The organism is Shewanella electrodiphila (genome assembly GCF_023283985.1).
GTDB classification, from domain to species: Bacteria; Pseudomonadota; Gammaproteobacteria; order Enterobacterales; family Shewanellaceae; genus Shewanella; species Shewanella electrodiphila.
The window spans coordinates 168,888-182,580 of record NZ_JAKIKU010000010.1 but is presented as its reverse complement, the minus strand read 5'-3'; the positions used below and the strand labels follow the sequence as shown (position 1 = coordinate 182,580).

Annotated in this window: 11 protein-coding genes and 1 rRNA gene; 7 read left to right on the top strand and 5 right to left on the bottom strand. The window is 40.0% G+C overall.

The features are described 5' to 3' along the window. Together rrf and L2737_RS17250 are read left to right on the top strand one after the other, a co-directional pair. Positions 1 to 99: ribosomal RNA gene (gene rrf / locus L2737_RS17255) — 5S ribosomal RNA — on the top strand; the annotation flags it as partial. A gap of 955 nt (positions 100 to 1,054) precedes the next feature. Beyond that, positions 1,055 to 2,329, top strand: coding sequence for a CinA family nicotinamide mononucleotide deamidase-related protein (locus L2737_RS17250; protein ID WP_102527717.1), 1,275 nt, complete (start codon positions 1,055 to 1,057; stop codon positions 2,327 to 2,329). 46 nt (positions 2,330 to 2,375) lie between these two features. Here the strand turns inward: L2737_RS17250 and L2737_RS17245 are convergent, their stop codons facing one another. Together L2737_RS17245 and L2737_RS17240 are read right to left on the bottom strand one after the other, a co-directional pair. After that, positions 2,376 to 3,557 carry a flagellar assembly protein T N-terminal domain-containing protein gene (locus L2737_RS17245; protein ID WP_102527716.1) on the bottom strand — a complete coding sequence of 394 codons (1,182 nt, stop codon included), beginning with the start codon at positions 3,555 to 3,557 and terminating at the stop codon, positions 2,376 to 2,378. A 3-nt stretch (positions 3,558 to 3,560) separates the two neighbouring features. Beyond that, positions 3,561 to 4,289, bottom strand: coding sequence for a flagellar basal body L-ring protein FlgH (locus tag L2737_RS17240; RefSeq protein ID WP_102527715.1), 729 nt, complete (start codon positions 4,287 to 4,289; stop codon positions 3,561 to 3,563). A 383-nt stretch (positions 4,290 to 4,672) separates the two neighbouring features. Between L2737_RS17240 and L2737_RS17235 the strand changes: the two genes are divergently transcribed. Both L2737_RS17235 and L2737_RS17230 read left to right on the top strand, forming a co-directional pair. Beyond that, entirely contained in the window at positions 4,673 to 5,401 is a 729-nt protein-coding gene (locus tag L2737_RS17235) for a hypothetical protein (protein WP_248956558.1), read from the top strand. A gap of 100 nt (positions 5,402 to 5,501) precedes the next feature. After that, positions 5,502 to 5,957, top strand: a complete 456-nt coding sequence (locus L2737_RS17230; protein ID WP_229370941.1) for an LPP20 family lipoprotein — start codon at positions 5,502 to 5,504, stop codon at positions 5,955 to 5,957. Between the two features lie 259 nt (positions 5,958 to 6,216). Here the strand turns inward: L2737_RS17230 and L2737_RS17225 are convergent, their stop codons facing one another. The 3 genes from L2737_RS17225 to argE form a co-directional block, all read right to left on the bottom strand. Further along, positions 6,217 to 6,747 carry a YceB family lipoprotein gene (locus L2737_RS17225; protein WP_371998378.1) on the bottom strand — a complete coding sequence of 177 codons (531 nt, stop codon included), beginning with the start codon at positions 6,745 to 6,747 and terminating at the stop codon, positions 6,217 to 6,219. Positions 6,748 to 6,752: 5 nt separating this feature from the next. Next, positions 6,753 to 9,401: a phosphoenolpyruvate carboxylase gene (ppc, locus tag L2737_RS17220; protein ID WP_248956557.1), complete on the bottom strand. Its 2,649-nt coding sequence runs from the start codon at positions 9,399 to 9,401 to the stop codon at positions 6,753 to 6,755. Positions 9,402 to 9,540: 139 nt separating this feature from the next. After that, complete coding sequence (gene argE, locus L2737_RS17215; protein ID WP_248956564.1) at positions 9,541 to 10,692, bottom strand: acetylornithine deacetylase; 1,152 nt, start codon at positions 10,690 to 10,692, stop codon at positions 9,541 to 9,543. Between the two features lie 261 nt (positions 10,693 to 10,953). Here argE and argC point away from each other — a divergent pair, with 261 nt between their 5' ends. Genes argC through L2737_RS17200 form a run of 3 tightly spaced genes read left to right on the top strand, consistent with a single transcriptional unit; the run spans position 10,954 to position 13,650 of the window. After that, on the top strand, positions 10,954 to 11,934 hold the full coding sequence (argC, locus tag L2737_RS17210) for an N-acetyl-gamma-glutamyl-phosphate reductase (RefSeq protein WP_248956556.1): 981 nt from the start codon (positions 10,954 to 10,956) through the stop codon (positions 11,932 to 11,934). Positions 11,935 to 11,948: 14 nt separating this feature from the next. Beyond that, positions 11,949 to 12,731, top strand: coding sequence for an acetylglutamate kinase (argB, locus tag L2737_RS17205; RefSeq protein WP_229370933.1), 783 nt, complete (start codon positions 11,949 to 11,951; stop codon positions 12,729 to 12,731). 13 nt (positions 12,732 to 12,744) lie between these two features. Beyond that, positions 12,745 to 13,650 carry an ornithine carbamoyltransferase gene (locus L2737_RS17200; RefSeq protein ID WP_248956555.1) on the top strand — a complete coding sequence of 302 codons (906 nt, stop codon included), beginning with the start codon at positions 12,745 to 12,747 and terminating at the stop codon, positions 13,648 to 13,650. Positions 13,651 to 13,693: the final 43 nt, after the last annotated feature.

Genomic DNA, 13,693 nt, shown 5'->3' with positions numbered 1-13,693 from the left:
TGTGGTACCACCTGATCCCATCCCGAACTCAGTAGTGAAACGCAATCGCGCCGATGATAGTGTGGGGTCTCCCCATGTGAAAGTAGGTCATCGCCAAGCGCCTAATACTGAAAAAGCCCTAACACAATGTGTTAGGGCTTTTTCTTTGCCTAAAAAAAGTTCAACCGCGGGTTTAGACACATCAACAGTTGATAGTGTGAGCGATATGCCCATGTACTCTTACAAGGATAGTAAAAATAGGTCATCGCCAAGCGCCCCATATCTTTAAAATTAGTGCCTCTTATTTGAGAGCAGATAGCCCGTTACTGACGTAGCGGGCTTTTTTGTGTCTGGAATTTGAGAGAATGAGTTAGTTAGTTAGTTAGTTAGTTAGTAGCTAAAGCTAACAGACAGTGTGGACGATATGCCCATGTACCCTTACAAGGATAGTAAAAGTAGGGTGTAATGTCTGTGATTATAAAGCATCGCTTTATACTGACATGGAACGCGGAGGATTTATCCGCAGCTGAACATCACCAAGCGCCCCATATTTTTAAAATTGGTGCCTCTTAATTGAGAGCAGATAGCCCATTACTCACGTAGCGGGCTTTTTTATGTCTGGAATTTGAGCGAACTATCTAGCCGTTTGTGGGAAACAGATAGTGTGGTCGATATGCCAAGCGCCCCATATCATTAAAATTAGTGCCTCTTAATTGATAGCTGACAGCCGGTTACTCACGTAGCGGGCTTTTTTGTTTGTAATTTGAGTGAGTTCGTTAACGGCTAAAGCTAATAAACAATATGGCTGGAATGCCCATGAGCGCTTACAAGGAAATGTAGGTTATCGCCAAGCACCCAATCTTTTAAAGAGTAAATAGCTTAGTTAGTGATTTTGTGAGTGTATTTGTCTCTGTGACTTGAAGCTTGAAGATAGTAATTATTATTTAAAACCTTACTATTATGAATTATTCCCTATTAATCGTTGATGTTTAATATAGGTCAGCTATCTTGATAGGCAATTCAACAGGTTTTATATATTTGGCTTAGTTTTCAAGTCAGCATTTTAGGGAAAAAAATGAAATTAGAAATGATTTGTACTGGTGAAGAAGTTTTATCTGGCCAGATTATTGATACCAATGCTGCGTGGGTTGCAAACACCATGATGGAGTTGGGAATTGAGACTCAACATAGAATCACGGTGGGGGATCGACTTGAAGATCTTAAGAACGCCTTTATTGAACGAAGCCATCATGCTGACGTCATCATTGTTAATGGTGGCTTAGGCCCTACTAGTGACGACATGTCTGCAGAAGCTATGGCTTTGGCTAAGAGTGAAGAATTAGTTGAAAATATCGAGTGGCGTGAGACGCTCGTTAACTGGTTTGCTCGTAATAATAGAACAATGGCTAAGAGCAATTTAAAACAAGCTTGGTTGCCTGAGTCAGCTGTGATGGTAGATAACCCCGTGGGAACGGCCTGTGGCTTCAGAGTTAAGCTCAATAAGGCTTGGTTGTTCTTTACTCCAGGCGTGCCTTTCGAATTAAAGCACATGATTAAAGAGCAATTCATCCCTTTTATTAAAGAAGAGTATGGCATCAGCGAGAATACGTCGCTTAAAAAATTACTCACAATTGGTCATGGAGAATCCTCACTAGAGGATAGTTTGTCACCATTAAATCTTCCAGATGGGATTACGTTAGGTTATCGCTCTTCAATGCCGCACATTGAAATCAAGATTTTTGCACGTGGGGACAAAGCAATAAGCAAACTCCCTAGTGTGACTAAAAAAGTTAAATCAATTCTTGGAATCGCGGTTGTAGCAGAAGACAGGCCTACTTTAGCCGCTGAGATCCATAATAGATTATATCAGTCTGGTTTCAGCTTAAGCATTGCTGAATCTTGTACTGGTGGGTTGATCACCAGTCAATTAATTGATTTTGCAGGCAGCTCTTCTTATCTTCATCATGGATTGGTGACCTACAGTAATGAATCTAAGGTAAAAATATTGGGCGTAAATCCGCAAATACTTGATGATTATGGGGCTGTTTCTATTGCCACTGTGGAAGCGATGGCGAGAGGAGCAAGAGATATTCTAGACAGTGATTTTGCATTATCTACCAGCGGAATAGCAGGTCCAGATGGCGGTTCTGATGATAAGCCTGTTGGCACTGTTGCAATAGCTTTAGCCACTAAGCACGCAGTATATAGTCAGATGATTAAGTTACCGAGCCGATCTAGGCAACTGGTGCGAAGTATCAGTGCCGCAATTGCCTATGATATGTTACGTCGTGCTTTGCTTGGTGAAGCTGTCATTGTTGATTACCCATCAATATCTCGATTTGCAAAGTAAATTACACCGATAAATGATCTAGTTCGCTAGATCGTTTATCTAATAGTTAAAAACTGGTTGTTGTGACGACATCGTATAAATCTACTTGGTGTTGATTTATGCCATTAACGTCTTCATTTTCTGGTGCTTTGAGCAAGCTAATTTTATTGCTCACTTGAATCACTTCCAATAACGTTGGTTCATCTGGTGGCATTAGAGTGGACATCACGGTATTTCTTAACGGTATATTTTTAAGCTTGATATGTTGAAAGATATCGCCTTTTTTAACGCCATGCATAGTGCCGATATTTATAGTGATAAACTCATCATCTCGATTTATTACCGTTGCTTTAGTTGCCTCACAACTCAATGTTTGGTTAATGTCTTGCGAGACTTTAAACAGAGTATCAACGATGGCTTTACCGTATTCACTTCGCCAAAATAAACTATTTGATAAATCAACTTTAGAGTAAGAGTCGAAGCTCCAACCTCCCTCACCATGGTATTCATCTTCTAGAAGTATGCTGTCGCTAATTCTATCGTACATAAACACTTTAATAGTGAAGTTACGCTTTGGGTAAATCGTATTGGTTAATAAAGCAGACTTTATTTCATTATATAAACCTATATCGCGTATATAACCAAAGACTAAATATTGGCTTTGAAATTGGCTATTCAACCTATGTGAGATACTTTGAATGGTCTTTAGATTTATGCTGTCAAAGCTGGTCACAGGCTTAAACACCATCTGAGGTATCAGTTCTTCAACAAAGACGCTTGGTTGGTTGCTGAGTTCGTTTTTGAATCTAGAGGCTACATGAAATGGCAAAGTGTATATATCACCAGGCGCAGCCTGTTCAGGGGTCATCAAAGGAAACTGGGCAATGATTAGCTGTTTGGAATAAGCATCTTTAATGCAATTCGATTTAGAATGAAGATTCACTTTGAGATTAACGGTTAACTTACCTGCGGTTATCGTTTCATTGAGAATGACAATCTCACTGATTTGCTGTTTCGATACAATATTGCTTTTACTACTCGTAAGAATGCCATCTCTTACCGTATTTTCGATACTAATGTAACTACTTGCTTGAAGTGAGGCGTTTTCAATTGCTTGTTCAATAGCTAATTTACGCACGTCATTATAATCATCACCGTCATAGGGAATTGATGCTTGGCCTAAATACCACTGTGCATAGGACATTGATGGTAAGCAGAGCATTAATATTGCACATAGTATTTGCTTCATTGATTAGCCAAACACATTAAGCAGTTTAGAAATTAGCGATGGATCTTGATTGTCTTGTTGCTCTCCCTTGCCACTGACTTCAATCACTGTATTTCCGACCATGCTTGAATCAATTGAATGATCCGAGCCAATATCTGTCACTCTAATTTCACCTGAAAAGCGCACATATTCGTCGCCTTTATTCAGTTTTAGCCACTTTTCCCCAGCAACGACTAAGTTACCGTTAGGGAGTTTTTCTCTTACTGCAACAGTAATGGTACCAGAGAGAGAGTTATTGTGATTACTTGCAGAGGAGCTATCAAAGCTTTTATCTTGAGAGTAATCGGCGCTGAGATTGTTCTCATCGATGTTGATATTACCAGCGGTAATATTGGGGGATAACTCGAAATCATTGGAGCTATCTCTGGTATAGCTAACTGATTTTTTCGACGTCATCTCTTCATTTAATCTGATTAAGATCATATCACCAATATCATAACGATTATTGTTTTGATAAATATCATATACGCTGTCAGGGTTAAATATTGAGCCAGTAATTTGCTGCGCCTGTTGAATATTATTATTTCTGACAGGGCGATATTGAGGATCCCCTTTCATCACTTCGTCATCCGTTTCAATAACATTAACTGTGGTGTTTTCTTTAGTCGGTACTTTTATTTCAGCGACTTCAGTCGTTGTACAAGCTGACATACTTAATAGAATGAATGCTGCAAACGTGATTGTTAATTTCATTTCTGAACAACTGTGTTGAGGGTTTTATAAATTTTAACGTCAATTGAACTATGATATCTATCTTCTACACAGTAACTTCATTATCTTTACGCTTATTTACTAATATTAATGTTATTTGTTACTAACTATTGATATATATTGTTTGTGTGAGGTGTTGCATCTGTTTTAAAGTTTTTATATTTGAAAAGTAATATATGGATTTGTTGTGGATATATATTGTTTGGTGGGGTTTATACTTGCTTGCTATTAACTGTGTCATTTGTATTGGCTTTGTATTATTAATTGTATACTATAAATTTGCATGTGTATTTATATTTAAGCATGTTTTTGATGAATGAAATATTTTAAAAGTCTATTCTAACTTTACTTGGTTAAATACTATTATGACTCAGCAAGAATCTTTGTCTGCACTCTCTAGATCAACTGAATTAATCAAATCTGATAAAATAATTCAATCCCAATCGAGTAGTGACTCCGATACATTTGCTGATATTCTGACAAGTGTCTCTAAAGTTAAGAGTGTCGGCAGTGCTGTGCTTGACTCTAGTTCAACCTCTGAAATATTTTCGGTAGACTCTTTGCAGCAACAAATACTGGCTGAGACTGGGCTAGGTAATTCAAGTATCTTATCGCTAAATATGAATAGCAGTATGATTACGGAGTTACAACAAGGCTTATTATCATCATTACAAACCAGTATGCTCAAAACTGCTGTCACCAATGCAGTAGGCGAAAATACATTAGTTTCAGCTAAGGTCAGTTCCGAAGAAGTAAGCTCGCTAAAAAGTAATGCGACACCAGAAGAATCTAATATTAGTGAAGATATTTATAAATTCTCTTTTGGTGAAGACGGTTTTGATCAAAAAGATGTTATCGATTCAGTGAATATCTTAAATCATACCCCAATACTATCTTATATTTATCAAGAAACCACCGATACTGAAATAAGCCCAGCTTCGACATTAGCAGGTAGTTTAATTTATTCTGATTATGTTGGTGCAGGTTCTACAGCGATTAAATTAATTATGGATTATTTTACAGAAACTAATGCTGGGGGTATTGCAGCAGGAGTTAGTTCTTTTCTTTCAGATGATAATGATAAAGGTGCTTAATATCTTTATTGCGTAGAATCGTGCAGTGTTTAATTCACGGGTTAAGTATATTCTATTTGTTTTTTTGATTTATTTATGAAATATTCTATTGGTAATTAATATGAAAATAATACTTCTTATGACTTGGTTTATATTAAGTGGTTGTGAAGCTTTAAATAGTCAACCAGCGCAATATCAGCCAACTGATTTTCCTGTTTTAAATGCTGTAGGTTATGCACCTATTGAGAAGCAACCTGCAGAAATGCGTTCAGAGCAGATTTTAATGGCTATGGAAGCGTCAAAAATCTTGGCGTATAGAGAATTAGCCGAACAAGTCTACGGATTACAGCTCAACTCGCAAACAGCAATACAAGGTCACTCGCTGAATAATATCGCCACCAAGATTAAAGTTTCTGGTGTGATAAAGGGAGCCAAAGTTGTCAAGACTTATCCAATAGACGGCTTTTATGTCACCGAATTGGAGCTAGATTTTAAGCTGGTGCGAGATTTGTATATGCAGTCAGAAAACCCAGTGCACTCTAGCACCTTGGTGGTTGAGCCAGTAAAAAACTTTTAATCCATTCGATCTTTGATGAATATGGCTAGTTTTATTAAAAGTAGGCAATGTTTTGTTAATAGAACTTGTCTGCTTACTTTGAGGTTTTCACGTTACCGGCGTTTTAGTTGCAGGTGTACTTTGTCGCTTAGTTGCTAGTGTACTTTGTATCTTAGCTGCTCATTTCTAATATGGTTTTCTCTTCCTTTATGGAATTACTGGCATAAAAAAGCGCCAGTCGGCGCTTTTAAATTAACGTAGGTTAGTTCAAATTAAAATGTTAGAACTTAATCACGATTTTACCTTTTTGTACTTCAATGGCTTTAGTCATCGAAGCCATTAGTGCTTGATTGGAGTCATTGGTGTCGAGCACATAGACGGGTTGTGATTCCAAAAACGTTCGCAAAAATATCATTAATTGTGGCGTAATCGGTTTAAGCATCTGTTCAATATCTGCAGGCTCAGATTTAACGCTAACCAAGTCGAGTTTCTTTAGAAAGATGCTTTTACTTTCTACGTCATACCATGGCTCTGCTTCAAAAGTGATTTCCATATCTGCTGAGATTGACTTAAAGGGGTTTTTTACCCCCATCTCAGTTAATGCAGTAACAGAAATAGTATTTGGTTTATGACCTAATTCTACTTCCATATCATTGAGCTTAAGTTGTAATCCGAAGATTTGATTACCTTGAGAGACCTCATAATGCATTTCATTATTAAGATAATCTTCTACTTCCGACTCAGTGATACTGTACTGACTAGCACAGCCAGTCAGTAACAACATGCAACAGATTAGTATTGTTTTGAACAATGTCATTATCCTGTGTTTCTCATTCCTGCTGCTACACCAGCAATGGTGAGCATTAGTGCTAACTCCACTTGCTTTGAAGCTTGTTCTTCATTACGAGTACGGCTTAGCAGTTCTGCTTGTAAAAAGTTTAGCGGGTCAATGTAAGGGTTACGAAGCTTAACTGACTCTCTATTCCACGGAGTATGGGACATTAACTCTTCTGATTCCGTTAAAGATAATACTGCTTCAGTACCTAATTGTAGACTCGTACGGAGCTTTTTACCTAAATGATGTAAACCTTTTGGGACCAGTGTACTTTCATAGTATCGCGCTAGGTTAGGCTCTGCTTTCATATAAACCATTTCTAGCATTGATATGCGGGTTTCAAAGAATGGCCATTGCTGTTCCATTTCTTTTAAAAGCTCAGTTTCACCACGCTCATTTGCCGCAGTTAATGCCTCGCCCGAGCCAAGCCAAGCAGGTAACATCAATCGGTTTTGTGACCATGCGAATATCCAAGGAATAGCGCGAAGGCTTTCAATCCCGCCATCAACTCTTCTTTTAGCTGGTCGGCTACCAAGAGGCAGTTTACCTAGCTCCACTTCAGGGGTTGCAGCTCTGAAGTAAGCCACAAAATCAGGCTCCTCACGAACGATTCCGCGATAAGCTTTAACGGAGTCATCCGCAATACGCTGCATGCAATCACGCCATTCTTGTTTTGGCTCTGGAGGAGGTAATAAAGTCGCCTCCATTACAGCTGATGTGTAAAGCGCTAAACTTTGTACGGCAACTTTGGGTAAGCCGAATTTAAAGCGGATCATCTCACCTTGTTCAGTAACTCGGATACGACCGTCAACTGAGCCCGGAGGTTGAGACAAAATTGCTTTGTGAGCTGGCCCGCCGCCACGACCAATAGAGCCACCGCGACCATGGAAAAGCATTAGTTTAACGTCAGCTTTTTTACACACAGCGACGAGTTGTTCCTGAGCATGGTATTGCGCCCAAGCTGCAGCCATGACACCAGCATCTTTCGCTGAGTCTGAATAACCAATCATTACTTCTTGCATACCTTTGGTGTAACCACGGTACCAATCAATATCGAGTAATTGTGTCATACAGTCAGAGGCAGTGTTTAAATCGCTTAATGTTTCAAACAATGGCACCACACGCATTGGATGCTGGCAGCCTGTTTCTTTTAAAAGTAATAATACGGCTAGCACGTCAGAAGGTTTACTCGCCATTGAGATAACGTACGAGCCCAGTGCCGTAGCTGGTTGAGTTGCGACTAGCTGACATGTTTTAATGACTTCTTGAACGTCAGCAGAAGGCTGCCAAGCAGAAGGGATCAATGGGCGACGACTGGTGAGCTCTCTGAGCAAGAAGGCTTGTTTTTCATTTTCGTCCCAATGATCGTAATCACCCATGCCTAAGTAGCGAGTTAGCTCAGCGATGACATCGCTATGACGTTCGGCATCTTGGCGAATATCTAGTCGCAGCATATGAATGCCAAAACAGGCTAAACGGCGCAACATATCTAGTAATAAGCCATTGGCTATTAGACGCATTCCTGACTCTGACAAACTGCGATATAGTAATTCAAGTGGCTGTTTTAAATCATCTAGTTCCCATACCAAATCATTATAGTTTACGTCGACTTGATGGCCTTCAAGGCGCGCATTTAGGTAGTCAATCGTGTTACGGAGTTTATGACGTAGGTGCCTTAATACATCGCGGTATGGCTCTTTACTGTTTGGAACGAGTGCCATTAACTCAGCGTTGGCATCTTCCATGGAGAGTTCATTAACCAATGAAACTACATCCTTTAAATATAATCTTGCCGCTGCATGGCGGTTCCGTAAAAGGACTTCCTCAGTCACGACGGAGGTGACAAATGGGTTACCATCTCTATCGCCACCCATCCAACTTGAGAATCTAACAGGGCAAATATCTGCTGGAATTTGTTGACCTGTTTTAGCTTCTACGTGATCATTTAATTGGCGTAAAAAGTCAGGTACTGCCTGCCATAGAGAAGCTTCAATAGTGCTTAACCCCCAGCGAGCTTCATCGACAGGTGTTGGTCGCTCATTACGAATTTCATTGGTATGCCAAATTTGGGCAATCAATTGACGTAATCTTAAATGAGATTGATTTCTTTCTCGCTCTGTTAATTGCTTATTTTCTTGCTCAGTTAGGCAATCGACAACGGCCGAATACTTTTGAATTAATGTTCGGCGGGAGATTTCTGTTGGATGCGCGGTTAACACCAAATCAATATCAAGTGTCTTTAAGCAATTGATAACATCTTGTTCATTGGCATTACTATTAAGCATTCTTCCAAGCAACTGCTCTACTGGGTCGGGCACACAAACTAGCTCGTCACAGTTACGGCTTATGGTGTGAAATTGTTCTGCAATATTGGCTAGATTTAAGAATTGGTTAAAGGCTTTCGCAAAAGGAACCAGTTCTTCGTCTGGTAAGGAATTCAATAAAGTGAGCATTTGCTGTCTTGAGTCAGCGTCGCCTTGGCGGGACTCTTTTGCAAGAATACGGATTTGCTCTACTTTTTCGAGAAATGCTTCGCCAAGGTGATCACGCATCGTGTCACCCAGAATCTGCCCTAAGCTACTCACATTCGAACGCAAAGAAGCGTACATGTCGGCGGTTTGCTCTGCCATAATTACTCCATAAGTTAACTTAATTAGCCGTTACAATATCAGACTTTAGCTAGCACAATAGCGAGGTGCGAGGGTATCGGTCAATGGCTTCTTCTATTAATTAAAATACATAATCGATTAACGCTGATGTTCATCACAACTATTTAATACAAGCCTGATAAATAAGCTTTTTCATTAACTCAACAGTTGGCGTTAAATACTCTAAGCCAATGTATTCATCTGGCTGGTGGGCTTGATTAATACTGCCTGGTCCCATCACCAAAGTTTGACAGCCAAGCTGTTTAATATAGGGTGCTTCGGTGGCATAATTGACGACTTCAGCTTGAGTGTTAGATATTTCAGCGACTAACTCTGTCCAGTAGCTATCAACTTTGCCAGCGAATGACTCAGAACCAGGATATAAAGTCGATATTTCGATACTGCCTGGATACTGCTTATTAATTTCAGATAAATAGTTAATCACCATTAATTCTAAATCGGCTAATTCCATCCCAGGAAGAGGGCGAATATCTAAGTGTAAATCGCAGCAACCACATATACGGTTGGCGGCATCACCACCATGTATATGACCAAAATTCATGGTTGGATAAGGCACACTAAAAGCATCTTCGCGATAATTCTCACTTAAATGCTGTTTAAGCTTCATTAGTTGGCCAACCACTTGATGCATGATTTCGATGGCGTTTAAACCACGAGCAGGATCAGAAGAATGGCCGCTGCGGCCAATCACTCGGATCCCTTGAGCTAAATGCCCTTTATGCATATATACCGGTTTTAAACTGGTGGGCTCCCCAATGATGGCGTAGTCAGGCGCAATACTTTTAGCATCCGCAAATGCTTTAGCACCATTCATCGTTGTTTCTTCATCGGCGCTTGCAAAAATATGTAGCGGACGTTTTAACTCATGCAAAGGTATGCTTTTGAGTGCTTCCATAATGAGTGCAAAAAAACCTTTCATATCGCAGGTACCTAATCCATACCAGCGATTATCTTTTTCGGTTAGCTCAAATGGGCTTTGACTCCAGCGGCCTTCATCGAAAGGCACAGTATCAGTGTGTCCAGCCAGCAATAACCCACCTTTACCAGAACCAATGGTCGCGACCAAATTTTGCTTACCACGACTGTCAGCAACAGTATGTACCGTGCAGTCAAAACCCATCTCTGAAAACCAAGTTTGCAGAAGTTCAATAACTGCATGGTTACTCATATCCTGTTCTGCTTCTAATGCACTAATAGATGGTAGTGCAATCAGCTGTTTAAAAGCATCTTTTAGTTCTGGCAATGAATTCATAGGAACCTTTTTAGCTATCGCAATAAAATATGTATTCATTATTATTGCATAAGTAATAATTTGTGTTAGTCTAGCAAACAGCTAAGGTATTCACCATAACTTGATAACGATTTAAGAATTATAGATATGTATTTAATTGCGATTCAACTCACTGTAACAGATCCCAAGGTAAACTATCTTCGACGATAGTTTTATTCTCGAGCGCCCTGCTCACGTATTGATTCATCTTCAACATTTTACTTACTTAAAGACGACAAAATAATGAAAAATATCGCAATTATTGGTGCAAGTGGTTATACCGGCGCACAAATCACCGCTCTTATTGATGCTGACGCGTCATTATCAATTCAAGGCTTGTACGTGTCAGAGAACAGTCTTGATAAAGGTCGTTTACTTGCGGACTTGTATCCGACTTATCAACATATTCAAATTCCTTTGTCTCCATTATCTGCTGCTGCAAAACAGACCATTGTCGAGCAAGCTGATGCAGTGGTACTTGCCACTGAACATTCTGTTAGCTTAGAACTTGCTGCTTTCTTTTATCAACAGGGCTTAGCGGTATTTGATTTAAGTGGTGCGTATCGTTTTGCTGATGTTGAGCAGTACCCCAAATGGTATGGTTTTGAGCACACACAAGCAGCAGTACTCGCTGATGCGGTTTACGGTTTAGCTGAATGGAATCATGAGCAAATTGCACAAAGTAAAATGATTGCGGTTCCTGGCTGTTATCCAACAGCATCATTAACGGCGCTTAAACCTTTAAAACCAATGTTAACTGACGCATATCCAGTGATTAATGCCGTCAGTGGTGTGACTGGCGCGGGCAGAAAAGCACAGTTGCATACCAGTTTTTGTGAGGTGAGCTTAACGCCATATGGCGTTTTAGGTCATAGGCATCAACCTGAAATTGCCACGCAATTAGGGCAAGAAGTTATTTTTACGCCGCATTTAGGTAATTTTAAACGTGGGATTTTAGCTACGATTACTGTGCAATTAGCCAAAGGGACAACCGAAGCTGATATTGCTGCAGCATATCAAATCTATGACGATTGCCCGTTAGTCAGTGTGAAGCATAATCAATTTCCTAAAGTTGATGATGTCGTTAACACACCCAATTGTATCGTCGGTTGGAAATATGATCCGCAAAGCAATTACCTTGTGGTTGCCAGTGCAATCGATAACTTAATGAAAGGTGCTGCTAGCCAAGGCTTACAGTGCATTAAAATTCACTTTGGTCTTTAACAGGAAGTAACAATATGTCAAATAACAAGCCTGTTATTGTGCTTAAAGTGGGCGGCGCATTATTACAATCAGCTTCAGGCATGGCAGAGTTAATGTCTGTTGTCGCAGAAATGATGTCACAGAAGCAAAAGGTTATTTTTGTTCATGGTGGTGGTTGCTTGGTGGATGAGCAATTAACTGCAAACGGAAAAGAAACGATTAAGCTTGATGGCTTACGGGTAACACCTGCCGATCAAATCCCAATTGTTGTTGGTGCACTAGCTGGAACAGCTAACAAGTTATTACAAGCTGCAGCCATTGAGGCTGGCATTGTTTCAGTGGGTATGAGTCTAGCGGACGGTAATACTGTTCATGCATCAATAAAAAATGAAAACCTAGGCTTAGTAGGTGAAGTCTCTCCGAACGACCCTAGTTATTTAAATTATTTACTATCACAGGGCTGGCTGCCTATTTGTAGCTCGATTGCTGTCTCTTCGCAAGGTGAAATGCTCAATGTCAATGCAGATCAAGCTGCGACAGCACTTGCCAAATTAGTTGAAGGTCAATTAGTGCTGTTATCTGATGTTCCAGGTGTATTAGATGGCAATAAAGAGTTAATTACTGAGCTAAATCAACAACAGATTTCAGATTTAGTTCAGCAAGGCGTGATAGAAAAAGGAATGAAGGTCAAAGTAGAAGCGGCATTAGAAGTTGCTCAGTGGATGGGTAAACCAGTGCAAGTTGCATCTTGGAAACAACCTCAACAATTAATTGCCTTAACGAACGGACAGTCCGTAGGCACCCAAATTAAGCCATAGGAGTACAACACTCATGGAACATTTACTATCAATAAAAGATCTGTCGCAAACTGAACTGCTCGACTTATTAGCGTTAGCGAAAAATATCAAAGCTAATCCAGCAGATTATAACCAAGCATTAGCAGGCAAAAGTGTCGTAATGCTGTTTGAAAAACCTTCGCTGCGAACCCGCGTGAGCTTTGACATTGGTATTAATAAACTCGGTGGCCATGCTGTTTATCTTGATCAGCAAAATGGCGCATTAGGTAAACGTGAGCCTGTTTCAGATTTTGCGACTAATATTTCTTGTTGGGCAGACGCGATAGTCGCGAGAACCTTTTCGCATACTACCATTGCGGGCTTAGCCGAACATGCTTCAGTTCCTGTTATTAATGCCTTATGTAACTTATATCACCCGTGCCAAGGTTTAGCTGACTTCCTAACATTGTCTGAAAAATTTGATGATGTCAGTAAAGTGAAATTAGCTTACTTAGGTGATGGTAATAATGTCACTCACTCTTTGATGTATGGCGCAGCGATTCTGGGCGCGACGATGACAGTCGTGTGTCCTCCAGGGCATTTCCCTGATGGCCAAGTAGTTTGTGAAGTTCAAGCATTAGCGGCTAAACATGGCGGTCAGCTTATTTTGACCTCAGACGTTAATGAAATGGGGCCGCAAGATGCGATTTATACTGATACTTGGATCTCTATGGGTGATGACACTTCAATGGCAGAAATTGAAGCTAAATTTAAACCATACCAAGTAAACATTGAGCTGATGACAAAAGTGGGCGCTAACTTCTTTATGCATTGTTTACCAGCATACAGAGAAGTAGAAGCAACTGCGGAAGTGGTTGATGGTGAAGGCTCACTCATTCTGCAACAAGCTGAAAATAGAATGCATGCGCAAAATGCAGTGCTAGTAACCTTGTTGGGTTAATTGAAAATTTCGTTGGTTGGCTAAAAGCGAACCTACTTTACAC